Below are 24,636 nucleotides of genomic sequence, written 5' to 3'. Positions count from 1 at the left end.
CATCCTCTGACTGACGCTAGGTGAACGTTAATGAATAACGCTCTTATTGCTTTATATGGCAAATCCCCGCCCAAACAATTAGCCCATCTCGATCATCTGATTGCTGGTCTCTCACCACGATTGAACGACCTGTCATACAAGCCAGCATCCGAACACTATTACCACCCCCCTGAAGACTCCGCACTGGGTCGCGAATGCCGGGAAGCCGTTCGGGTCCTGAAGAAGCTCGAAGCGGATGAAGACTTTCAGGCCTTTCTTGCGGACTACTCCCCCCGTCGCAACACCGACTCAACAAAACACTTCTTCAGCGACGCCTTATCCGATTTTTTCAGCTCCGTAAAAACGCCACGCCCTACGCCTCCAGAGGTCTTCACCCTGGGTGCCCATACCGTGGTTTTACGTGACATCCCCCATTATTGGAGCATCGACGTCAATGTGCTGCTGGCTGTCTACTACAGCGTCGGCAACGGCCTCAAGAGCGACGGTTCTGTGCGCGTGGACCTTGTGCTCAAGTACTACGCCATTCGGCCCTTTGAGCCAAACACCTACCTACAATGGCGATCCATCATCCTGAAAATGGAGGAGCACCGGAGTTTAAAAATGCTGGGCCATGAGGCTTTTTGTAGCGAGCTTCACCCGCTACTGGATGATGGCGCTGATGAGGTTATAAAAAACGCCATCGGCCAAATTGAAAAAGACCATCAACAGTCCCTATTCCGTTATGTAGTGCCCACGTCCCTGGTATCGCTGCAGAGCTTCACTCTCAACACAACGCCGACCGCCTTGCTTGAGCAAATCCTCAATCTGCCACAGAGCCTGGCACTGGCCGAACGTCTGCTGAGCGCTCTGGACTGGTATGGTGCACACCCAGCTGAAAGTTGCCCGCAAGCTGTAAAGGTCAAGGTGTTACTGCATGCTTTGTGGCTGACCATCCGGTCTGACGCACAGCCGACCCACGACAATGAATTCAACATACCCATCGCTTTCGGTACGTCTTATGCGGATATCCGCGAGCAGCTGATTGCAGGCTATGCGCATCAGCTTGCACTCAGCACCGCTGAAGCACGACTAGTGATGTGCGTGGCCCAGGCCAATATCGCCAGTGAACTCTGGGTCGAGGATATCCCGGATGACCTGGCCTACGGTGTCAGCAGCACCTGGGTCAACTTCAAGGCAGGTTTTACCCTGGCTGAAGCGATGGTGCCCGGTTCGTCGCGGCATATGAGCGTCGCACAGCTGCTGAACCTGCCTGCAGAGCAGCTTCGTGTCCACGCCGACAGCAGCGAGCAACAGGCGTTGGTCGTCGCTGCCCGGCTGGCACCGACCGTGCTCTGGGCGCAAGCCAATGGCTTGCTCGCCATCCAACCCTCCGGATATTCACGCAATGAGATAGCCGGTGCCGTGGCCGCGCTGGAACAACATGAACGCGAGATGGCCAAGGCCGTCCAGGATCTGGCCCTTCAACCTGCGAGCCGTTGGAGCTTCGCCTCGGATGAAGATTACGACAAGGCGTTCGCCCCTTACCTGGAAACATCCAGGGCAGCCTACAAGACCCTGATCAAGTCACTGCTGGCACGGCTTGATCGCGCCGTTCTCGACATCGAGCAGCACGAGGTCCGCGTCTATGCCCTGAGGACGGCGCTGCGCGATACCCAAGCCAGCCACGAGAACGAACGCACTATCGGCGCGGTGCGGGCGCGTGCTGGCTTTATCCTGCGCATCTGCAACCCAGCCCACCCGGCAACCGCGACCTACGTTGAGGTGTTCCCCTGCGCCGGCGTGATACGCGTGCGCAAAGACATCCAAAGCCTGCTGATCGGTGGCGAGTTAAAAGTCAAATCCGTTGGCGGCTCCTCGCGTGCAAGCAAAGGTACTTTCAGAGTAGCCACCGAATTGCCGTTTGACTGGTCGGCCTACCAGCGCTTCAAGCCACCGAGCGATGGCCAGGCAGCCCAATTGATTGCCGAACAAATCGGCGACACCCTGCCGGGCATCCCGAGTGCCAAGCCTGCCGCAGATGGGCTGTTCAACGGCCCACTGCATTCCCCTCGCAGCGAACAACTGACAGCCATGATCGCCCGCCTGTTGTTCTTTTGCGATGAAAAGGCATTGCTGGAGCAGGCGCGCAAGGACACACGCGCAGTGGATATTGGCCAGGAACTGATCGAAGACTTTACCGGCTGGTTCAAAATGCTCGCGCCGTTCTGGGGCAGCATGGAGGACATGGCTTCGGGTGATCCACAACGGATCGAATCGGGCGCATTGAGCCTGTTCACCGACATTGTGTCGTTCGGCATACCCGTCGGCAAATACATCGCCGGCTCTGCCCGCCTGGTCAGTCAGGCCGGCAAAGCCAGCGTGCGGCTGGTGATGCCAGCATTCAAGCAACTGAGCCAACGCTTTGTGATCAATGTGTTGCAGGAGCTGAACGCGCTGGGGAGTGTCATCGACCTGAGCCGCTATGTGGTCACCCGCCTGGGTGTGAAGGTGCTGAATGCAACCGCCAAGGGAAAGGCTCTATTGCTCAAGCGATTCGGCTACTCCAGTTATAGGATCCCGGTCGACCCAGAGACCTGGGTGCCACAACAAAGCGGTGACAGGCTATTTACAGTCGAAAAAACTGCAAACATCCCAATGCGCAACGTCGGCAGCCCCGAGATACCGGATTACCGGCTGATCGATGCGACGACAAACCTGCCCTTTGGGCCACGTTATCGCGCGCCGGTTACCGTGATCAGCAATAGCGACCCGCTGATCCGTCAATACGCCGCCCCCTCTCACTGGATCGACGGGCTCAAGGCCGACGCCCACGGCATTTATTTTCGGTCCGGTTACAACCAGAAGCTCATCTGCAACGTGGATGAGCACGGGACGATTGCCGTGTACCAGGTGCGCGAGAACTCCTATGGATTCATTCGGGAAACCGCCGAGGGCGGGTCAAACAGTTTCTCCGTCGTATTGGTCAACCCGAAGACTAATCGCGACCTGTCGGTCAGCCTTTCATCGGTGGAAGCGGGCCACTGGTATTCCAGGCAAATACGGTTGACCGGCGGCGCCCCCGATACCCCTAACGTGGTGACCGCAGGGCATTTGTTGAAGTGGAGTTCACTCAAAGAAGCCACCTTGCACAACGCGGTCGCGCAGTTCGCCGCGCAACATAAACTGGACCCAAACGCACTGCGTCAATTTGTGCAAACCCAAGCGCCCCTGAACACCCGCGGCCAGGTCTTGGTCGATCGTGCCAGGACCGCGCGCACCGCCGTGACCTTCCAGCACCTGGAAGACTGGCGCAACCTGTCGCAACAACACCGCAACACTCTGACACTGGAAGGCTACGCAGCCGATCACAACCTAAACCCGCTGAGGCTGATGGAACACATCAGAATGGATGGCTCCTTGCGTGATGCCGGCAAAGTCCTTGAAAAGTTCACCCGCAACGAACGGTTTACCTCGATTACGGAAGAACACCTGCTGGGATGGAGCCGGATCTACCGCACCCCAGGCCCGGGGCTGGCCATGGCGGCGTATATCGACCAGCACAATTTGAATCCACTTGAGTGGCGAAAATATGTAAAAGACAACGGCAGCATGACAACCGAAGGTAATAACGCCGTGCTTTTTGGTGAGTTCACCCGCTCAGGCAAATCAGTACCGCACAAGCGCTCTACCAGCCTTAAACGTGGCCAACCACAAGGCAAGCGTTCACCACCGGACAACCTCGGCAACCCTGACGCCCCGAGCACATCGAAACGCCACCGGGGCAATACCGATGCCACTACGTCATCCTTGACCCCCTCCCTTGGCCACAGGAACAATAACAATGCCCCGATCCTACAAGACCCGAACGACGTGACGCGCAGCCTGACCCTCCTACTTGAAGGTCCGATCGACAAAATCACAATCACCAACAGCAATGGCATGTTTGCCGACCTGAATGCGACGAAGGCGAAAACCGTCGAACAGCATGTGCTTGAAGACATACATGAATGGATCGCCAACGAGGGCCGCCACGCCACCAGGCTGGAGGATATGCTCGCCCTCACCAAGCTGGACGACGGCCCCCCCCGGGGCCTGTCGGTGGTGGCTAAACGCGACATCGAGCGGTTTGAGGTGCTGGGCCCCTATACGGGCAAACTGCATCTGGACGACAGCTCACTGCAGCGTGAAATACTCGACAAGGGCGCAGCTGCGGTCACGACGTTCCTTTACGACACCAATACGGCAGGTGCCACGCTCAGCGCCCATGGCAACAGCAATTTGTTGAGCCTGACCAACGCGCCCAAGGCGCCGGGGCAACCCCTGATAGGACCGGAAAATGTGGGGGCGATCAACGTCGGTAAATACATGGTATTTCTGGTGGCATGGGATAACATCCCGGCCGGAAAGGAACTCTTGCTGGATTACGGGCCCAACTACTGGAAGAACATGGAACACCTATCTACTTGAGTGGCCGAAGACCGTGACTGCAATGCCTTCATTCTTGAGAAGGTGCTGATCAAGACTCCATTGGACCGGCAGTTGTTTTTGAAGCGGGTGCCAGCGTTGCCATGATGGCGTAGCCCCCAGACCTGGAATGGATTGTCTATGCTGTCCCTCACACACCTTGTGTCGAGGGATGTATGGACGATCCAGTCAACAACAAGCCCCCAACCTTCTGGCAGATGCTGCACAGCGTCATGGCCGCCGCGTTCGGCGTACAGAGCGGCAAGAACCGCGCACGCGATTTTACCCACGGCAAGCCCAGCCACTTTGTGATCCTGGGCGTTCTGTTCACGGCGGTGTTTGCCCTGACGCTATTCGGCATCGTCAAACTGGTGCTGCACCTCGCAGGGATTTAGCGCAGCAGCAGTTGCAGGCCGAACGGGTAGCGGTAGGACGCCGGCTTGCCCTTGGCCGACAGTGCGCGGAAGTTCACCAACGGCAGCGGCCCCAGCAACCGCTGCGCCTGCGCGCCATCGATCAGCTGGAACAGCGCAGCCTGGCGATCGCGCCCGCCGTGCGCAGCTAAATCCACGCCTGCAGCATCATCGCTGATCAACACCATCGCCCAGCCACCCAAGGTGAAATGCCCGGCCACCAACGTGCTCAGCCGCCCGTCGAGGCGCGCCTGTAATATCTCGGGTGAACTGTTGATCGCGCTGAACAGCACGTCCTTGCCCGGTGTTCGCCCACTGTCTTGCAGCGCCTGCATGGCGCCCAGCGCCATTTGATCGTTGGCTGACCACACCAGCGCCGTCTGTGGGTAGCGCTTGAACAACTGCGTCGCTTGCTCGAACGCGCGCTCGCGCGCCCATTCACCGTAGACCAGCTGGCGCAGACGCACGTGCGGGTGCTGCGCCAACGCACGGCGCAAGCCCTGTTCGCGCAACTGGGCAGACGGGGTGTTCTTGACGCCGGAAAACGCCAACAGGTCGAGGAACTGCCCCGGGGCAACCGGACCGTGTTGGCGCAACAGGTCGGTGAGCATCAGGTAGCCCGCCTCTTCGTCGTTGGGCACCAGGCTGCCGATCCATTGGGCGGCGTTGCGCCCATTGAGCATCTGCATTTGGTCGGGGGTTGGCAGGCTGTTCACAATCAACAACTTGACCCCACTGCCCTGGGCCATCCGCAGAACCTGCGGTGCCACGTATTGCTCGTTCACCAACACCAGGTAATCGGGCCGCGCAGTGCCTTGCAGCACTTCCCTGGCCTGGACCAAATAGTTCTGGGGATCACGCTCGGAATAGCGCACACGCAAATCCAGGCCGAGGTCCTTGGCCGCGGCCTGCATGAATTGCGTGTAACTGACCCAAAAGGTTTCCGTTGACAGGCCCGGGTTGAGAAACACCACAGACGTCGCATGAGCCACCGCCCCGTACGCCGCCCCCAACAACCACACACACGTAATCAGAACCTTCAACATCGTCATTCAAGCCTTGAGCAATGACCGCCATGATAGTGGCAATTAGCGGCTCAATCGAGGCTCAATCAACGTCGTTTATTGGTGGCTCACCCAGAACACGGCGGTGCCCACCACGAGGATGATCAGAAACAGAATGGCCCAGGCATCAACGGTACTGTCGGGTTTACGGGCTTTGGTTGAATTGCTCATCGCATCGCCTCTTATCGGTTTTATTAGGTGACTGCACTAAGACTCGACCACAGTAAAGATCAAGATTGCCCGCATGACAAATGTGGATATTGCGATAACCGTTCTCATTAGTCGATTTGGTTATTTGCATATACTCAAACATCACTTTTGCGCATAAACGCAAACTGGTATCGTGCGCCGGCTCCGTTGGGAGTGCGCGGCCGTGCGCGCAGATTTGCCGAGAACAGGACCTATATGTACGTATACGACGAATACGATCAGCGCATCATTGAGGACCGCGTCAAGCAGTTCCGTGATCAGACCCGACGCTACCTGGCAGGTGAGCTGAGCGAAGAAGAGTTCCGCCCTCTGCGCCTGCAAAATGGCCTTTATGTTCAGCGCTTTGCGCCGATGCTGCGGGTAGCCGTGCCGTATGGCCAACTGACCTCGCGTCAGATGCGCATGATGGGCAAGATCGCCCGCGACTTCGACAAAGGCTACGCGCACATCAGCACCCGCCAGAACGTACAGTTCAACTGGCCCGCGCTGGAAGACGTGCCGGATATCCTGGCTGAACTGGCGACCGTGCAGATGCACGCCATTCAGACCAGCGGTAACTGCCTGCGCAACGTGACCACCGACCAATTCGCCGGCGTTGCCGCTGACGAACTGATCGACCCGCGCCCCTGGTGTGAAATCGTCCGCCAATGGACCACCTTCCACCCGGAATTCGCCTACCTGCCGCGCAAGTTCAAGATCGCCATCAATGGCTCGACCTCGGACCGCGCCGCCATCGAAGTACACGATATCGGCCTGGAGCCGGTGTACAACGCAGCGGGCGAGTTGGGTTTCCGCGTATTGGTGGGTGGCGGCCTCGGCCGTACACCGGTAGTCGGCGCGTTTATCAACGAATTCCTGCCGTGGCAGGACCTGTTGAGCTACCTCGATGCCATCCTGCGGGTCTACAACCGCTATGGCCGTCGCGACAACAAGTACAAGGCCCGGATCAAGATCCTGGTAAAAGCGCTGACCCCTGAGGTGTTCGCCCAGAAAGTCGATGCCGAGATGGAACACCTGCGCGGAGGCCAGACCACTCTGACCGAAGCCGAAGTACATCGTGTTGCCAAGCACTTCGTCGACCCTGAGTACAAGGCCCTGAGCAATCAGGACGCCGAGCTTGCGGCCCTCGATCTGGAACATCCAGGTTTCGCCCGCTGGCGTGGTCGCAACACCCTGGCGCACAAGAAGCCAGGCTACGTTGCGGTGACCCTGTCGCTGAAACCGACCGGCGTTGCCCCGGGCGACATCACCGACAAGCAGCTGGACGCCGTCGCCGACCTGGCCGACCGCTACAGCTATGGCCAACTGCGCACTTCCCACGAGCAGAACATCATTCTCGCGGACGTTGAGCAAAGCCAACTGTTCACCCTGTGGGGCGAACTGCGCGAAGGCGGTTTCGCCACGCCGAACATCGGCCTGCTGACCGATATCATCTGCTGCCCGGGTGGCGATTTCTGCTCCCTGGCCAACGCCAAGTCGATCCCGATTGCCGAATCGATCCAGCGCCGTTTCGACGACCTGGACTACCTGTTCGACATCGGCGAGCTGGACCTGAACATCTCCGGTTGCATGAACGCCTGTGGTCACCACCACGTTGGCCACATCGGCATCCTGGGCGTGGACAAGAAAGGCGAAGAATTCTACCAAGTGTCCCTGGGTGGCAGCGCCAGCCGCGATGCGAGCCTGGGCAAGATCCTTGGCCCATCCTTCGCCCAGGAAGCCATGCCTGAGGTGATCGGCAAACTGATCGATGTGTACATCGAACAGCGCACCGAAGATGAGCGTTTCATCGACACCTACCAGCGCATCGGCATCGACCTGTTCAAGGAGCGCGTCTATGCAGCGAATCATTAAGAACAACGAAGTCCTCGACGAGACCTGGCACCTGCTGCCCAAGGACGCGAGCTTCGACGGCATTTCCAACTGCGACGACCTGATCGTGCCGCTGGCCTTGTGGCGCGAGCACGGCCACGCACTCAAGGCCCGCGACGGCGGCCTGGGTGTGTGGCTGGACGCTGATGAAGAAGCCGAAGAAATCGGTGACGACGTGGAACACTTCCAGGTCATCGCCCTGAACTTTCCGGCCTTCACCGACGGGCGCAACTACTCCAACGCGCGCCTGCTGCGTGACCGTTATGGTTACAAAGGCGAACTGCGCGCCATTGGCGATATCTTGCGCGATCAGCTGTTCTACCTGCGCCGCTGCGGGTTCGATGCCTTCGCCTTGCGCGCCGACAAAGACCCGTACGAAGCACTGGAAAGCCTCAAGGACTTCTCGGTGACGTACCAGGCCGCAACGGATGAACCGCTGCCGCTGTTCCGCCGCCGCTGATGGTGATCGTTCCCACGCTCCGCGTGGGAACGCCACCCCGGACGCTCCGCGTCCAGGCATCGCCGGTGTGACGCAGAGCGTCATAATCTGTGTTCCCACGCAGAGCGTGGGAACAATCAGCCCTGGCATGCCAGGGCTTTTTTTATCCGTTGAGTTTGATCGACGCCAGCACCTGCTTCTGTCCCATGGAGCACGGCACACCTTCCGGCTGCGCCCGCACCGCCTCGATCACGCCCAGCAACTGCGCCTTGCTGTGGGCCAATTGCGCCTGCATCGCTTCGATCTGCCCCACCTTGCGCTCCAGCGCTTCGATCAACTCCTCGCGCTTGTGCTCACCCGGTGCCGGCATCAACGCCTTGAGTTCCTGCAATGTAAAGCCGGCCTGTTGCGCGCTCTGGATCAGTTGCAACGTCTGCAACGCCTCTGCCGAGTAGCGCCGATAGCCATTGGACTGGCGCCCCACCTGGCTGATCAAGCCCTCGGCCTCATAAAACCGGATACGTGACGCTGCCAATCCGCTCTGTTTTGCCAGTTCGCCAATATTCATCGCCATCGCCTGCTTGACATTAAAGTTAACTTTAAGCTTAGCCTGAGGCCTCCCCCGCACAGGAGTCAACCCATGTCACCCTTTGAAGCCTTGCAACTGCCCAATGGCCAAGTCATCTCGAACCGCATCGCCAAGGCCGCGATGGAAGAAAATATGGCCGATGGCAATCAGGCACCGTCCCGCGAGTTGAAGCAGCTCTACAAGGCGTGGGCCGAGGGTAAGCCAGGCTTGCTGATCACCGGCAACGTGATGATCGACCGTCGCGCCATGACCGGCCCCGGCGGTGTCGCGCTGGAGGACGAGCAACAGCTGGACAGTTTTCGCGAATGGGCCGATGTGGCACGGGACAAAGACGTGCACTTCTGGGTGCAACTCAGCCATCCTGGGCGTCAGACCCCGGCCAACCTGCGCCAGCAAGCCGTGGCGCCTTCCGCCGTGGCCCTCGACCTGGGTGGCTTCTCAAAGATGTTCGCCAAGCCCAAGGCCATGACCGAAGACGACATCCAGGAGGTGATCCAGCGCTTCGCCACCAGCGCCCGCCTGGCCGAGAAAGCCGGGTTTACCGGTGTGCAAATCCACGGCGCCCACGGCTACCTGTTGAGCCAGTTCCTCTCGCCGCTGAGCAACCAACGCACCGACCGTTGGGGTGGCCCGCTGGAAAACCGTGCGCGCCTGCTGCTGGAAGTGATCCGCGCCGTACGCGCCAGCGTCAGCCCGTCATTTTGCGTGTCGGTCAAACTCAACTCGGCAGACTTCCAGCGTGGCGGTTTTGCAGAAGCCGATGCCCGCGCCGTGGTCGAGATGCTCAACCCGCTGCCCATCGACTTGCTGGAGTTGTCCGGCGGCAGCTATGAAGCGCCAGCCATGCAGGGCGAAGCACGGGACGGCCGCACCCTGGCCCGCGAAGCGTACTTCCTGGACATGGCCACGGAGCTGGCCAGCATCGCCCAGATGCCAGTGATGGTCACCGGTGGCATCCGCCGCCTGCCGATCGTGCAGCAGGTGCTCGACAGCGGCATCGCCATGGCCGGGATCGCCACCGCGCTGACCCTGGAACCGCAGTTGATCAAGCACTGGCGTGAAGGGCGCGATCCCAACCCGCAGCTCAAGCCGATTGACTGGAAGCGCAAGCCCCTGGCGTCTCTCGCCATTCTCGCGGTGGTGCGCTACCAGATGCATCGCCTCAGCCGCGGGCACCAACCCAAGGCCAACGTTGCGCCGTGCATGGCGCTGGTGCGTGATCAGTGGTTCATCGCACGGCGTACCCGCCAGTACCGCGCCGCCATGACGCAATCTTCACAATAAGGGCGGAGCATTCGCCATGATCGAACTGTCCCCTATTGATCAGCAGTTTTTAACCTCACTGACGATTGGAGTTCTTCATGGCGAAAATCAACCTGGCCCAACAGCTGGCGACCACCCTTGAACAGGCGGGCATCAAGCGCATCTGGGGCCTGACCGGCGACAGCCTCAACGGCCTCACCGACGCCTTGCGCACCATGGACAGCATTGAGTGGATGCACGTGCGCCACGAGGAAGTCGCCGCATTCGCCGCCGGTGCCGAAGCCGCTGCCACCGGTGAATTGACCGTGTGCGCCGGCAGTTGCGGGCCAGGCAACCTGCATTTGATCAACGGCCTGTTCGACTGCCATCGCAACCATGTGCCGGTGTTGGCGATTGCGGCGCAGATTCCATCCACGGAGATCGGCCTCAATTACTTTCAAGAAACCCATCCCCAGGAACTGTTCAAGGAGTGCAGCCACTTCGTCGAACTGGTGAGCAACCCCGAGCAAATGCCCCAGGTGCTGCACCGCGCCATGCGCGCAGCGATCCTCAATCGCGGCGTGGCGGTGGTGGTGATTCCAGGGGATGTGTCGTTGCTGGAGGTGGAGAGCAAACTCAAGCCCTGGCCTGCCCTGCACACCCCGCGCACCTTGCCGGCGGAGCAGGATCTGCAACGCCTCACCGACATCCTTGAACACAGCCAAAAAGTCACCCTGCTCTGCGGCAGCGGTTGCGCCGGTGCCCATGACCAAGTCGTTGCCCTGGCCGATGCCTTGGGCGCGCCCGTGGTGCACGCCTTGCGCGGCAAGGAACACGTGGAATGGGACAACCCGTTCGATGTGGGCATGACCGGCCTGATCGGCTTCAGTTCCGGGTACCACGCCATGCTCGATTGCGACACGTTGATCATGCTCGGCACTGACTTTCCCTACCGCCAGTTCTACCCCACCGACGCACAGATCATCCAGATCGACCGCAACCCGCAAGCATTGGGGCGTCGCGCCACGCTGGACCTGGGTATTTGCGCCGACGTAAGTGAAACCATCGCCGCCCTGCTGCCGCGCCTGACGCGCAAGGCAGATCGCAGCTTTCTTGACACCTCGCTCAAGCATTATGAGAAAGCCCGCCAGGGCTTGGATGACCTTGCGCAGCCCTCAAAGGCCAACCGTCCGATCCACCCGCAGTACGTGGCACGGTTGCTCAGTGAGTTGGCGGACGATGATGCGATCTTCACCGCTGATGTGGGTTCGCCCACCGTATGGGCAGCGCGCTACCTGAAGATGAATGGCAAGCGCCGGCTGATCGGCTCGTTCAACCACGGCTCCATGGCCAACGCCATGCCCCAGGCCATCGGGGCGCAGGCCGCATTTCCCGGGCGGCAGGTGATCTCGATGTCTGGCGACGGTGGCTTTGCCATGCTGATGGGGGATTTCATCTCGTTGGCGCAGTTGAAATTGCCAGTAAAAGTCATCGTCTTCGATAACTCCTCACTGGGGTTCGTGGCCATGGAGATGAAAGCCGCAGGCTACCTGGACGCCGGCACCGAGCTGAAAAACCCGGACTTTGCCGCCATGTCCAACGCCATGGGCATCCTGGGGATTCGCGTGGAGCAGTCCGAAGACCTGGAGCCTGCACTACGCCGTGCCCTGGAACATGATGGGCCGGTGTTGGTGGATGTGGTGACGGCGACTCAGGAATTGGTGATGCCGCCGACGATCAAGCTGGAGCAGGCCAAGGGGTTCAGCCTGTACATGCTCAAGGCGGTGATGAGCGGGCGTGGCGATGAGGTCATTGAGCTGGCACGCACGAACTGGCTTCGCTGATCAAAAAATTTGGGAGGGGGCTCGCCCCCCCCCATGACCGTGAGCCAGTCGATGCATCCGCTGACTGACACACTACGACCCCCTCCCCCCCGGAAAAAATGACTCTAAACCAGTCAAAAAATCGAAAGAACATTTCTTAATGTTTCAATGCCAAGGCTTTTAACAACCAAACCTAAAAACATCAGCCAAAAAAACAATAACTTATCCCCCCACTTAAGACCAATGCGTAGGAAAGAGTAGGAGTATTCCGACCAAGTTCCCCTTGCAAAAATGCAACATAGATATACTTTATAAATCGTGAGGAAGTTAATTAAGACTCCTCAATCATAGATGAGAACAAAAAAATGAAAAATGAAGAAGTCATTGAATATGCATTAGAACCTGACACCACTTTTCCTGCTAGCAATGAAAATGAAGATGTCTCTTTTTTCATCGATGAAGCAGATGACAACTTGATGCTTCAAGCTATTTTTAGCCGCTGTTAACAGTTCGCTAGGGCCATGATAAAAAAGGTCATTCATAAATTCATAAGTTTGGCCTTTTTTAATAGCATCAACAGCGATCCATTACGCAAGGAGTATTACCTTGTCAAAAAAAAATATAACTTTTTTACAGAGTATTGATGCTAGCGATGTAACACTATTCCAAAAAAATTATCTCATGAGTGAGAAGCCAGTAATTCTAAAAGGAATGGGTAAGGATTGGCCTGCAATTAAGCGTTGGTCTGCGGACTTTTTCATCAATACCTATGGTCACGTTAAAGTACCTGTCTGCTATTACAAGACGAAACGGCAGGAACTTTATAAAAACCAGGTTACAATGCTTCTAAGCGAATACATACACACAGCAGAAAGAGATAATACTCTAGAAAATGACGCGGAGTTACCATACCTAGGCGGATGGATCTATCATAAAGAGTTTCCTGAACTGCTAGATGATATAGATATGACACTACCTTGCTTTCCTGATAACTGGCTATACAAACTACCTCCATCGATTTCAATACCACCGACAAATTTACTTATTGGCTATAAGGATGTATCAAGCCCTCTCCATACAGATTCATTTTTCGTTAACTCTGTACTAACAATGATTGTGGGTGAAAAAAAAGCACGCATGGTATCGCCGGCCCATACTCACGCAGTTTTAAATGGCCAAGATTTATTTAATCCTGAAATCGCTAATGGTGTGCTCGAGCAAGGTGCCGATATTTTTGAAGGATCAATATCGGCAGGTGATGCGTTTTATATCCCGCCTGGCTGGTGGCATAACGTAATCAACTGCGGATTCACAATCGCCGTTCAAAACTTACATGTAGACACTTATAGATTTCCACTTTTCGAACAGAAAATGCGTGGATTCGTTCTCCCCCTATTGAGTAAAATCGAAGATTTAGGAAGGGCGGCTAGGGAAGAGTTGTTTAGAGAAAAAATAAAACCACCTCATCCCTTATCACATAAGATTGGGGATTTCATCGAGAATGAAAAGCGATACATTATGTTCCTTGAAAAGGCAGTAAAAAAATCTGAAGACTATCTAAAAAGTTATGATCCACAGAGTGCTAGACGCTAAGAAGCAACATATTCACTAAAACAAAATCAACAAAGCAATACACTGACAATCTTTTACGCTGTATTTTTCGGCAACCATCAAATAAATTAATACCTAATAGCCCCACCCATATAAATACAAAAATTAAATATTCCAAACAAACTAATAATGAGGAACACAAGGAGGGTGTGTGACGGATCAAAACAAGTCAATTATAATTGCTGTAGACGCACCTCCTGGATTATTAAAGTCCCCACGTAACTATGGCGCCCTACAACTAGCCAGTTTGGGAGCACTTCCGCCACGAGCGCCATTATCTGCACCACTTCCAAACGTGAGCATAGAAGGCGGCTGCAATATAAGCATTAGAAATGAGGGACATACATACATTCTTTCCCCCAAAAACAACAATGCCTACAAATCGTACAAAACATCAGGAACAGATTATTTGAACGGCCTAAATTATTTGGCTAGTCATGATGTCATTGTCCGTAATCTAATCATGAATAAAGCAACGTTAGGATTAACACAAGATGGCAGTGCCATTATCAGCTTTAAGGAAAAAACCCCAGCCTTCGAAGGGCTACTATCATCCCCCGCATGGATACCGTTTCGTACTGATAAATGGCCAGGGGCGCGACAAGTATGTGAAATCGCCCCTAATCGGTGGGAAGCATTTTGCCCCCGTAACAGTATCCCTTCTATTCTTATAGAGGTCATACGTAATCCTGAAGAGAACATCACTCTTTACGAAAAAGGGATTATTAATCAAACTGCAGACACTGCCACACCATTTAACGCAACTTCACAAATAAATGGACAGCGCATCCTTAAAAAAACACCTCTTAGAGCTATTCTCGTCTTTTCGGGCGAACTTGCTGGAGACGACAAAAAATTACTTCGTAAAGAAATTAAAAATATTTAAACACACACAAACTGTGGAGAACACGTAGGTTGGGCAAGAGCACCTACACTATTCGATGATCCAGCACCACTAAGAAGCTTAACAACTTTAGACTGGTCGCATACGACATCGAAAACTGGTCACATTCTAGCATTTTCCGATTATTACCCTAATGCTACTGTCGCTTGGTCTATTGCAACGACTCTTCATCAAAACGGTATACCTTGCACTCCAATTTCTGATAGCTATTCAGACCCTAAAGTTAAAGCGGCTATGCGACTAATGATAGTTTGCGGACCAACCGATGATGCCTGGGGTAGATATGCATCATTAACACTATGCCCAGCTTGGCGAAGCCACTCAAAAGCTCTTACATTATATATTAACATATTGAAATCAACTATATTTAGCCATGTGCAAAGTCAATTGCTTGATCAGTTACTAGATGAAATATGTCCGAGCGTGATAATTGGTTCCATTCCAAGTATTTGTTTGAGCAATGTTGATTTTAAAACCCTGCACACCAATTATAGCTAATAAACAATGCGAGTCACCCATGAACATGATACGTACAAAAGTAGAGCTACATATCCCGCCGCTAAATAGCGGCGGCAAAATTTGCCAAGATATAATTAAAACATTTGGTCTATCTGAAGAAGGGTGGATAGAGTCGCTATCAAATCTAGACATCCCTGCAAACGGAATCATTTTAATAACAGGAGCAAGTGGCGTAGGCAAAAGCTTACTACTGAATGATATTTCTCGGCATTTTTCAACTATAAGAAAAATACCCAACCAAATTGAAGAAAGGAAATCTATCGCAGAGATAATGTCTTGTGAAGATGCAGGTGAAGTCATCCGTTATCTTTCGAAATTTGGATTGGGGGAACCACGCGTCCTAATTGGTCCGTTTTCTCACCTGTCCGATGGACAAAAAGAACGCTTCCTTATTGCGCTAGCTTTACTCCAAGGCGCAGGGCCACTTATCCTCGACGAATTCACCACGCGATTGGACAGGCGTACAGCTGAAATTATCGCCATGAATTTAGGAAAAATCCTCCGCTCCAACAAACAAAATGCCTTCATTGCAAGTTGCCACGATGACATTGTCGATTTTTTAAAACCGGATATTCATATTAGACTTTGCTCAAATGGAAAGCACATTATCTCTGACAAAAAAAAATACAACACGAGCATTTTAGACAGCCTAGAAATAGTAATTAAAAAAGGCACTGTAGCCGATTATAAAAAACTCTCCCGTTATCATTATGAAAATGACAACCCTAATGACATTTCCATGCTAGAGCCTCTAGTTGATCACGTTGTCACCGCTTACTCAAAGGGGGAGTTAGTAGGTGTTAATTTGTGCATTCGCCCATGGCCAAAAGCCTTTGAAATATTCCCAGAGTTCTGGGAAGTCAATAAGTGTGTATTGCAATCATTTCGAGTCATTGTACACCCACAATATCGTGGTATTGGACTTACTAAAGCACTAGACATCATCCCCAACCCTAATACAAAAACACTACTATCATGGTCTGCATTTTCCTCGTACTACTCCTTTCCTATTCTTGCAAACTATCAACGATTAAACAGCCCATTTGAAATGATGAGCCCCGCTGAGACCTTGCTCCAAGCATTTGTTGAGCCGCGACAAAAAAACAAAGCAAAATCACTTCACCTCCTTATTGAGTGCGATGAACTCTGGCAGGAACTCACAAATGAAGAAAAAACAGTGTTAAAACTGCTAATTGTAGATGCCGCAAGTGAGAAAAGCTTGCGCCTAATTCTATTTCAAAGAAACGTATCTGGCTTAGACACGACTGTTAGCTCTATGAACTTTATTAAATCTGTCTTTAAAAAACTTTACTCAAAATCGAGCGATGAAATTTTACCAATGCTTTTGGCCGAAACAGTTTACAGACCGATGGCCATGTTTGTGAAAAGCATAGGCAAAACAAATACAACGGAGGATCCCCCCTTTGCATAAAAGACATAACCAGTGGGTATTACGTGGAGATGTTGTTGTTCTCCGCGAAGATGATCAATTCAAATTAATCACGGAGGATGGTATAAAAAGCATAAAGTCTCATAGCTCACACATTATAAAATTACTTTATTTACTTAGCACAACAGGCGTAGTGATAGAGATTGAAAATGAGCCAGAAGGCAGCTTTCTTCGACAACTTAAGGATACTAATCTTATTCATATTGCGCCCCCTTATGAGATGACACCGCTACAAACTATGCAATGGTCGTGGAATGAAGCAGTTTCACCAAACCAAGAAGTGAGTAAACAGCTAAAAAACTCATCGATAGTAATTGTTGGGTGCGGTGGCACAGGATCTTTAGTTGCACAAAGCCTTGCAGGTTCGGGTGTTGGTTCTTTTATATTGATCGATTTCGACAAAGTCAGCATGAGCAATCTTAATCGTCAATTTGTTTTTAACGCACAGGACATTGGCCAATACAAGGCAGACATACTTGCTCAGCGTTTATTAAAAAATCAAAACGCAGTCGAAGCCAAACCCATTGTATCTGAAATAACATCTAGCAGACAGCTGGCAAAGTTAGCCAAGGGAACAGATCTTATTATCTGCTGTGCTGATGAACCCAAAGGAGCAATTCAGTATTACGTAGCTAACGCCGCACTAAGCACAGGCGCATCAGCACTATTTGGCTCCGTGGGTATTAATAACGGTTCACTTGGGCCACTTCTAAAAGATAGGTCTTCATTCCAGGCCTATCTACGCTGGATTAGAGAGGTACGTAAAGTCTGTGAAAAAATAATCATTCCTGCACGTTTTCCGTCCAACGGAATAACAAATTCAATCATTGCTAACCTCATAGCTTGGGAGGCCTTTCAATATTTAGCTGGTATCGGACCTTCAAAAATAGATACATGCACATTTAACCTGAATTTCAAATCTTTTAAATTAACAAAAAACCAGGTATTCAAATAAACATGGGCATACTTAAGTTTTTCAAAAGCAGAAACGATAACTTATATTACTATTTGTCTATATTTATGAATCTGGATGTACAGAGAAGTTTGTTTGTGCTTTACCTGCTGCAACTTGGTATCACACAAGGGGAAATAGGCATTCTTCAATCTTTTTTATTCTTCTCCTCTGTTGCATTAGAAATTCCATCTGGCTTAATCGCCGATCGATACGGTCGTAAATTTTCTCTAATAATCGGTTTTTTAGGATTATTTATAAGCGGTCTTGGCTTTTTGCTATTTTCATCTTTTATTCCCTTTGCAATCATATTTTGCCTGTTCGGTGCTAGTATTGCTATGAGTTCCGGCTCAGACAGGGCATTATTATATGATAATTTATTAGCCGAGCATCGATCTGAAGAATACCCTGTAATACTATCACGCGCCCGAGCTATTGGTGCGGTGTCACTAGGTTTGTCTATGCTGCTTGGCGGTATATTACAGAACACGTTATCTTGGAATAGCGTTTATATTTTTTTTGCAATATCTAAGCTTGTTGGAGCTATAGTTGCGGTACTCACCCCTGAAATCAAACTCCCACCTACGTCAGTAAAAACCAGCAAAGCAATTGAATTGAGCAACGAAAGAACGGAGAAAACCCTTACATTATTTGTGAGTTTCTTCAGATCAAAAAAGGGCGCTTTTCTTATACCTTTATTTATTGGGTATGCTTTATTTGAGCTTTCAACGATTCCTTTGTTCATCTATGGTCAACCATTTTTTTCCATGCAGGGTATAGAGGTACCCATAATTGCCGCTATCTATGCTGCCGTCGAAGCTATATCAGCAGCAATGTTCATTTTCGCTGGCTTCATTTGCTCCAGGTTTTCCCTTGGCTTAATTGCCTTCACTACTACCAGCATTGTTACCTTCCTCCTCTTCATTTTATCATTGGGTGTTGGATCAACACTCTCAATTGCAATTTTCCTGATAATTATGTCACTGCCTTCAATATATGAAACCTCTTACGAAACATATATCCATGAAAATATCGAGTCACGCATCCGAGCATCCTGCCTCTCTGCTGCAAACCTAGTCAACTCAATTATTATTGGCTTCTCTTACATTATTTTCGGCAAATTATTAGACATATATGGCTTTTCGCTGACATTAATTATAGTCGCAGCATCTTGCTTTATTGGCTTGTTTGGCGTGGGCACAACACTGCTATTAGGCAGACAACAAAAGTTAACAAGCAAGAAGCTTGAATCGACTCGTGTTTTTTAGAAACCCTTCAGGATTACTTCGCGCACTGACCCATGATGGGCCGGTGTTGGTGGATGTGGTGACGGCGACTCAGGAATTGGTGATGCCGCCGAGCATCAAGCTGGAGCAGGCCAAGGGTTTCAGCCTGTATATGCTCAAGGCGGTGATGAGCGGGCGTGGCGATGAGGTCATTGAGCTGGCACGCACGAACTGGCTTCGCTAGGCCCAATAAGTGAGGAGGCTTGGATGCCAAGCCTGCCACATATCCAAATGTGGGAGCGGGCTTGCCCGCGATGGCGGACTGTCAGTCAAAGATGTATTCACTGATGTACCGCATTCGCGGGCAAGCCCGCTCCCACATTTTTTGAGCTCATTACCAAGTCAGGCTTTCTGTTTTTCTACCCACGCGCCATAGGCATCGATAAACGCCTGCAAGAACGGCCGCGTCTTTTCCGACAACTTGCCAGCCTCATCAAACAGGCTGCCCGCACCGCCCAGGTAGGCTTCCGGCTGCTGCATGCACGGCACATCAAGGAACACCAGGGATTGGCGCAGATGATGGTTGGCGCCAAAACCACCGATGGCGCCCGGTGACACGCTGATGATCGCTCCCGGCTTGCCGCTCCAGGCACTTTTGCCATAGGGGCGCGATCCCACATCAATCGCATTCTTCAGCGGTGCCGGCACGGAGCGGTTGTATTCCGGGGTCACGAACAACACCGCGTCGGATGAACTCACCTGTTGACGGAAACTACTGTAGGCTGCCGGCGGTGTCGCGCCGTCAATGTCTTCGTTGTAGAGCGGCAAATCGCCAATTTCGACAATGTTCAACTTGAGGTTGGCCGGGGCCAGTGCGGCCAAGGCCAGGGCGACCTTGCGGTTGATCGACTCTTTTCTCAAGCTGCCAACCAGGACGGCAATCGTGTAGACCTTGCTCATGGGGGTTTTCCCGACGTCTGACTAAAGGAGCCTGTAGTTATAGAGTCTTCGCGGCACGTTCACCAGAAGGTTTTGAGAATCCCCCCAAGTGCTTTGCCTTGTAGGAATATTCTAAAAACCACAGTGAATAGTATTTTTTTCACGTAGGTAAACTACACCGCTCCATGACGGTCTACAGAACCGCAAATCGAGTGATTATCTCCAGAGGTTCTAAACAGATGGCAGCAGTACTAGTCGGACAGTTTCATGCCAGAGACGCAGAGGGACGTGTGTATTCGGTGCATGAGTTCCAGGAATCCAACCCGGCGCAAGGCGATGTGACTGGCTCGGCGCCTACCACCACCTACAAGCTGGCCATTGGCGACCGTGTAGAAAAGCTGGAAGGCGATGAATTCAAATTGATTCAGTCGGGCATCATCATTGTGCGCGAATCGGAAACGACCCTCGCGTCATAAGACCGCGCCCTGTCTACCCGCTCAGTCCTGGCCATGCATGGCGTTGACTGGGCCGGGGTGATCACGGGCGGCGGATCTGCGTGACCTCTATCCCCTGCTCACCCTCGACTTCCTTCAGCGCAACCAACACCTTCCCCCGCTCGCCCTCTACGGCATACAACGAACGCTTGTAGCCCGCTGCGTTACTGCTGGGGTGCGCGACCACCTGCCTGACCAGCGCAATCTCCAGCACAGCGCCCACCTGCTCGGTCACCTGCTCCTGCGAGCGGACAAACGCTTCAAGTGCCAGATTGTCCGGCGTGGTGTCGTCATGAAGGTCGAAGAGATAAGCAGCCACGCACCCCACGGTCACCAGGACCAGGAGTTGCTTGGCCGTTACCCCGAAGAATATCGAGGGTAGAGGCATATGGGACCAGACCTGTTTTTGTTGTAAGTGCCGGTAGCCGGCTTTGGTCGTTGTGGATCAGCGCAGCCATTCTATTGAATCCCCGGCGCGCTGCACATAGACTCCGCCGATGCGTTTACGTCATATCGAAGTGATTCAGGCCATCTTGCAGACCGGACACCTCGGCACGGCCGCCGAATGGTTGCAACTCCCCGTGGGCGATGTGGATGCCGCGCTCAAGGACGCCGAGCAGCAACTGGGCTTCATGCTGTTCGCCAGCGTGCGCGGGCGCCTGCAGGCCACGCGGGAAACCCTGGAGCTGCAAGCCACCATCGCCCATGTGTACGAAGCACTGGAGCCGGTACAACGCCTGGCCAGCCGCTTGAAACACCATCACGCCCCGCCCCTGCGCGCCTTGTGCACCCCGCCGCTGGCCAATCAACTGCTGCCACAAAGCATTGCAGTGCTGCGCCGACGCTTCCAGGACACACCCTGCAACCTGTCCAGCCAGCCGACCCGCGAGATCGTCAGGAGCCTGCTGTTGCATGAGGCCGAGGTCGGCCTGAGCCTGCATGACCCGGAGCACCCACAAATCCACAGTACCGTGCTGGCCCAGGGCAAACTGCAATTGCTCGCGCCCCACGGCTGGCTCAAGCCCAAGCAGAAGTACATTGCGCTGGCCGACCTGGCCGGGCAGTCGATGATCGGCCTGGAGGGCCAAGACCCGCTGAGCCGCCTGCTGGACGCCAAGCTGCAAGCCTTGCGCCCGCTACCGGTGATACAGACCCGCGTGCAGACCTACCAAATGATGCGCAGCATGGTGGAAGCCGGCGAAGGCCTGGCGATTGTCGATCCGTTCACGGCCTTTGGCGCACGGGACGCCGGGCTGGATGCGTGCCCGCTGTCTCCGCCGATCATGGTCAACCTGTATGCGCTTACCCTCAAGGACGCCGCGGCTACCCCAGCACTGAATGCCTTGCTGGAGGTTGTCACGCAGAAGGCGCAGGATCTGTTGGCGGGTTAAGGCTTGGCGACTTCGCTCTTGAACAGCCGATACCAGAAGATCGCCACCTCACGGGTCTGCGGATCGATGCCGCGATAGCGCAGGTGGTCGATGCCACCCATCACGTAGCCGCAACGCTCGTACAGGCGGCAGGCGCCGAGGTTGTTGTTCTGGGTTTCGAGCATCATGCCCGGCAGGTTTTTCTTGCGACTCCAGAATTGCGCCACATCCAACAGCGCCTTCGCCACCCCATGACGCCGTGCGGGCAACGCCACCGCCAGCTCATCGACATGGGCAAAACCATTCCAGTTGGTGCTGATCACGATGTGGCCCACCGCTTGATCGTCGAGGTAGGCCATGAAGATCGCACTGTCGGGCGCATCACGGAAACTGGCGAACTCTTCCGGGTCGATGCCATAACACTTGCGGTACGGCAGGATGCGCTCCACCGCCCATTGATCGACCCGCACGTCCATCTCCGGTACGCCATAGGCGCTGACCTCAAAACTGAAGTCATTACCCCACACGTAGGCATCGAAGCCCTCGTCGGCGACTCGCACACTGAGCCCTGGATACTTCGGGTTCATTACAGCTTGCATAAACATCCTTAACCCTTGATGCAATCGACGGTGTAACAACGACCACTGCCGTCGTCTTCGTGTTGCAACCCGTGAACATCCGCGACAAAACCGGGGAAACTGCTATCGAACGTCCGGGCAAACGCCAGGTAGTCGATGATCGAGCGCGTCGACTCGGTAAAGCGCTCCCCTGGCATGATCAGCGGAATGCCCGGCGGGTAAGGCACCAGCATTACCGCTGCGATGCGTCCTGGCAAGGCATCAATGGAAACCGCCTCCACTTCGCCCCTCACCAATTGGTCGTAGGCGTCCGCCGGTTTCATCGCGATGTCCGGCAACACGGTGTACATGCGCTTGAGGTGTTTGGCGGTGGCGTTGCTGCGATAGCAGCTGTGCAATTGGTTGCACAGGTCGCGCAACCCCAGGCCCTGATAGCGCACGGCACCTTGGGCGTAGACAGATGGCAAGCAACTGGCGAGGCTCACATTGGCGTCGTAGCTGCGTTTGAATTCCAGCAGCTCGGTGAGCAAGGTACTCCATTTGCCTTTGGTGATGCCCATGGAAAACAGCACAAGGAAGGAATACAACCCGGTCTTCTCCACCACCAGCCCGCGCTCCCAAAGGAACTTGCTGACCACCGCAGCCGGAATCCCACAATCGCTAAGCGCTCCGCCAGCATTCAGGCCGGGCATCACCAGCGTGACCTTGATTGGGTCGAGCAGGACATAATCCTCGGCAACGTCACCAAAGCCGTGCCAATCATCCTCGGGGTGCAACAACCAGTCCGTCGTCGCTACGCGGTCGATACCCGCGACGGAGGGCGGCTGCCAGATGGAGAACCACCAGTCTTCGGCAGCGATGTGCTGGCGCAGATTAGCCAGGGCACGGCGGAAACTCAGGGCCTCGTCGAACATCTCCTGCAACAGCGAGCGCCCGGCCGGGCCTTCCATCATGGCCGAGGCCACGTCGAGCGAGGCGATGATGCTGTACTGCGGCGAGGTGGAGATATGCATCATGAACGCTTCGTTGAAACGGTCGCGGTCCAGTTGGCGCGCGCCACCGTCCTGCACGTGAATCATCGACGCTTGGCTGAAAGCCGCGAGCAGCTTGTGCGTGGAGTGCGTGGTGAACACCAGCGGACTGTCCGGCGTGCGCGAGGTGCCCATGCCGTAGCGCCCGGCGAAGAACTCGTGAAACGCCGCGTAGGCGTACCAGGCTTCATCAAAGTGCAGCACCTCGACACTGTTGCCCAATTGCTGCTTGATCAGTTCGGCGTTGTAGCACAGCCCGTCATAGGTGGAATTGGTCACCACCGCCAACTTCACCTTCGGCGGCCGGCCACGGGTCAGCGGGCTGGCGTCGATCTTGGCGCGGATCGACTCGGGACTGAATTCGCCCAGGGGAATCGGGCCGATGATCCCCAGCTCGTTGCGTTCCGGGCACAGGTACAGCGGGATCGCGCCGGTCATGATGATCGAATGCAGCACCGACTTGTGGCAATTGCGGTCCACCAGCACCAGGTCGTCGCGACCGACCATGGAGTGCCAGACAATCTTGTTCGCGGTGGACGTGCCATTGATCACGAAGAACGTGTGGTCGGCGCCGAAGTTGCGTGCGGCGCGGGCTTCCGCTTCGGCCAGCGGGCCGGTGTGATCCAGCAACGAGCCCAACTCCGGCACGGACACCGACAAGTCCGAACGCAGCGTGTTTTCCCCGAAGAACTGATGAAACGCCTGCCCCACCGGGCTTTTACGATAGGCCACGCCACCGCCATGGCCGGGGGTGTGCCAGGAATAGTTGGAGTCGGCGGTGTGTTGCACCAGCGCCTTGAAGAATGGCGGCAGCAGGCCATCTAGGTACGTGCGGGCGGCGCGGGCCACTTGTCGGGCGAGAAACGGTACGGTGTCTTCGAACAGATAGAGAATGCCGCGCAGCTGGTTGAGTTCGCTCATGGCATCGGCTGGCGCGTTTTCCAGGGTAACTTGCTCGCCCAGGGCGAAAATCGGCAGGTTGGGCGCCCGCAGCCGTGCGAGGCGGATCAGCTCGACCATGTTTTGCAGCAGGTGGGTATTCTCACCGGCGCCTTCGGCGGCGATCAGCATGCACGCCAGGCCATGATGGGTGGACGCCACCAGCCGACCTTCGGCGTAGTCCACTGCGGAAAAGATACTGAAGCCTTCTTGTTCCAACTCTCGGGCGATGCCGCGAACCCGGTCACCGGCGACGGTGTCGGCCTTGATGTCTCGATGCACGATAAGCACTGGGAACTTCAGGTCTTTGTACATGAGTGCTGGGAGTCCTGAGGGCTATGCACTCAAGGGTAGAAGCTGGGAGCGGATGTAGCGAATGAAGATTTAGAAGCCACTGCCGATCAAATGTGGGAGCGGGCTTGTGTGGGAGCGGGCTTGCCTGCGATGCAGACACCTCGGTGTGTCAGTCACACCTTGGTGATGCTATCGCAGGCAAGCCAGCTCCCACATTGGGATGGCGTTCAGCCT

General features: G+C 54.4%; 21 protein-coding genes. 15 read left to right on the top strand and 6 right to left on the bottom strand.

Translation table 11 applies throughout. The features are described 5' to 3' along the window. Positions 1-30: 30 nt before the first annotated feature. Entirely contained in the window at positions 31-4,446 is a 4,416-nt protein-coding gene (locus ACZRMO_RS23370) for an SET domain-containing protein (protein ID WP_463974334.1), read from the top strand. A gap of 173 nt (positions 4,447-4,619) precedes the next feature. After that, positions 4,620-4,838, top strand: coding sequence for a DUF2970 domain-containing protein (locus ACZRMO_RS23365; RefSeq protein WP_207046017.1), 219 nt, complete (start codon positions 4,620-4,622; stop codon positions 4,836-4,838). Here the strand turns inward: ACZRMO_RS23365 and ACZRMO_RS23360 are convergent. Beyond that, on the bottom strand, positions 4,835-5,902 hold the full coding sequence (locus ACZRMO_RS23360; RefSeq protein WP_463974333.1) for an ABC transporter substrate-binding protein: 1,068 nt from the start codon (positions 5,900-5,902) through the stop codon (positions 4,835-4,837). The genes ACZRMO_RS23365 and ACZRMO_RS23360 overlap by 4 nt on opposite strands. Before the next feature lie 423 nt (positions 5,903-6,325). Between ACZRMO_RS23360 and ACZRMO_RS23355 the strand changes: the two genes are divergently transcribed. Together ACZRMO_RS23355 and ACZRMO_RS23350 are read left to right on the top strand one after the other, a co-directional pair. Continuing rightward, positions 6,326-7,984 (top strand): nitrite/sulfite reductase, encoded by a 1,659-nt coding sequence (locus tag ACZRMO_RS23355; protein ID WP_017738585.1) that lies wholly within the window; start codon positions 6,326-6,328, stop codon positions 7,982-7,984. Beyond that, positions 7,968-8,462 (top strand): DUF934 domain-containing protein, encoded by a 495-nt coding sequence (locus tag ACZRMO_RS23350; RefSeq protein ID WP_463974332.1) that lies wholly within the window; start codon positions 7,968-7,970, stop codon positions 8,460-8,462. The genes ACZRMO_RS23355 and ACZRMO_RS23350 overlap by 17 nt, the downstream gene beginning before the upstream one ends. A 142-nt stretch (positions 8,463-8,604) precedes the next feature. On the opposite strand, the gene ACZRMO_RS23345 is transcribed toward ACZRMO_RS23350, so the two are convergent. Further along, complete coding sequence (locus tag ACZRMO_RS23345; RefSeq protein WP_463974331.1) at positions 8,605-9,009, bottom strand: MerR family transcriptional regulator; 405 nt, start codon at positions 9,007-9,009, stop codon at positions 8,605-8,607. Positions 9,010-9,081: 72 nt separating this feature from the next. Between ACZRMO_RS23345 and ACZRMO_RS23340 the strand changes: the two genes are divergently transcribed. The 9 genes from ACZRMO_RS23340 (at position 9,082) to ACZRMO_RS23300 (ending at position 19,001) form a co-directional block, all read left to right on the top strand. Next, entirely contained in the window at positions 9,082-10,314 is a 1,233-nt protein-coding gene (locus tag ACZRMO_RS23340) for an NADH:flavin oxidoreductase/NADH oxidase family protein (protein ID WP_463974330.1), read from the top strand. Between the two features lie 77 nt (positions 10,315-10,391). Beyond that, positions 10,392-12,116 (top strand): ubiquinone-dependent pyruvate dehydrogenase, encoded by a 1,725-nt coding sequence (poxB, locus tag ACZRMO_RS23335; protein ID WP_463974329.1) that lies wholly within the window; start codon positions 10,392-10,394, stop codon positions 12,114-12,116. Between the two features lie 344 nt (positions 12,117-12,460). Further along, entirely contained in the window at positions 12,461-12,601 is a 141-nt protein-coding gene (locus tag ACZRMO_RS23330; RefSeq protein WP_463974328.1) for a hypothetical protein, read from the top strand. A 100-nt stretch (positions 12,602-12,701) separates the two neighbouring features. Then, positions 12,702-13,688, top strand: coding sequence for a cupin-like domain-containing protein (locus ACZRMO_RS23325; RefSeq protein WP_463974327.1), 987 nt, complete (start codon positions 12,702-12,704; stop codon positions 13,686-13,688). A gap of 169 nt (positions 13,689-13,857) precedes the next feature. Beyond that, complete coding sequence (locus ACZRMO_RS23320; protein ID WP_463974326.1) at positions 13,858-14,592, top strand: hypothetical protein; 735 nt, start codon at positions 13,858-13,860, stop codon at positions 14,590-14,592. 535 nt (positions 14,593-15,127) lie between these two features. Then, positions 15,128-16,561, top strand: coding sequence for a hypothetical protein (locus ACZRMO_RS23315; protein ID WP_463974325.1), 1,434 nt, complete (start codon positions 15,128-15,130; stop codon positions 16,559-16,561). Next, positions 16,554-17,534 (top strand): HesA/MoeB/ThiF family protein, encoded by a 981-nt coding sequence (locus tag ACZRMO_RS23310; protein WP_463974324.1) that lies wholly within the window; start codon positions 16,554-16,556, stop codon positions 17,532-17,534. The genes ACZRMO_RS23315 and ACZRMO_RS23310 overlap by 8 nt, the downstream gene beginning before the upstream one ends. Positions 17,535-17,536: 2 nt before the next feature. Next, the gene (locus ACZRMO_RS23305; RefSeq protein WP_463974323.1) at positions 17,537-18,799 is read left to right on the top strand and encodes an MFS transporter; all 1,263 of its coding nucleotides are present in this window, start codon (positions 17,537-17,539) and stop codon (positions 18,797-18,799) included. Then, positions 18,789-19,001, top strand: a complete 213-nt coding sequence (locus tag ACZRMO_RS23300; RefSeq protein ID WP_463974376.1) for a hypothetical protein — start codon at positions 18,789-18,791, stop codon at positions 18,999-19,001. The genes ACZRMO_RS23305 and ACZRMO_RS23300 overlap by 11 nt, the downstream gene beginning before the upstream one ends. A 158-nt stretch (positions 19,002-19,159) precedes the next feature. Here ACZRMO_RS23300 and ACZRMO_RS23295 read toward each other — a convergent pair whose 3' ends face one another. Beyond that, a complete protein-coding gene (locus tag ACZRMO_RS23295) occupies positions 19,160-19,717 on the bottom strand; it encodes an NADPH-dependent FMN reductase (protein ID WP_463974322.1) in 558 nt (185 codons plus the stop codon). Between the two features lie 218 nt (positions 19,718-19,935). Here ACZRMO_RS23295 and ACZRMO_RS23290 point away from each other — a divergent pair, with 218 nt between their 5' ends. Further along, positions 19,936-20,172 (top strand): hypothetical protein, encoded by a 237-nt coding sequence (locus ACZRMO_RS23290; protein ID WP_124528781.1) that lies wholly within the window; start codon positions 19,936-19,938, stop codon positions 20,170-20,172. A 61-nt stretch (positions 20,173-20,233) separates the two neighbouring features. Here ACZRMO_RS23290 and ACZRMO_RS23285 read toward each other — a convergent pair whose 3' ends face one another. Further along, positions 20,234-20,578, bottom strand: a complete 345-nt coding sequence (locus ACZRMO_RS23285; protein WP_124528783.1) for a hypothetical protein — start codon at positions 20,576-20,578, stop codon at positions 20,234-20,236. A 109-nt stretch (positions 20,579-20,687) separates the two neighbouring features. On the opposite strand from ACZRMO_RS23285, the gene ACZRMO_RS23280 reads away from it, so the two are divergent. Beyond that, on the top strand, positions 20,688-21,581 hold the full coding sequence (locus ACZRMO_RS23280; RefSeq protein WP_463974321.1) for a LysR substrate-binding domain-containing protein: 894 nt from the start codon (positions 20,688-20,690) through the stop codon (positions 21,579-21,581). Here ACZRMO_RS23280 and ACZRMO_RS23275 read toward each other — a convergent pair. Further along, positions 21,578-22,159 (bottom strand): GNAT family N-acetyltransferase, encoded by a 582-nt coding sequence (locus ACZRMO_RS23275; RefSeq protein ID WP_463974320.1) that lies wholly within the window; start codon positions 22,157-22,159, stop codon positions 21,578-21,580. The genes ACZRMO_RS23280 and ACZRMO_RS23275 overlap by 4 nt on opposite strands. Positions 22,160-22,167: 8 nt before the next feature. Next, the gene (locus tag ACZRMO_RS23270; RefSeq protein WP_463974319.1) at positions 22,168-24,423 is read right to left on the bottom strand and encodes an Orn/Lys/Arg family decarboxylase; all 2,256 of its coding nucleotides are present in this window, start codon (positions 24,421-24,423) and stop codon (positions 22,168-22,170) included. Positions 24,424-24,636: the final 213 nt, after the last annotated feature.

It is taken from the genome of Pseudomonas sp. B611 (assembly GCF_055407965.1).
Note: the sequence above shows the minus strand (reverse complement) of the source record. Positions and strands in the feature narration are given on the sequence as shown.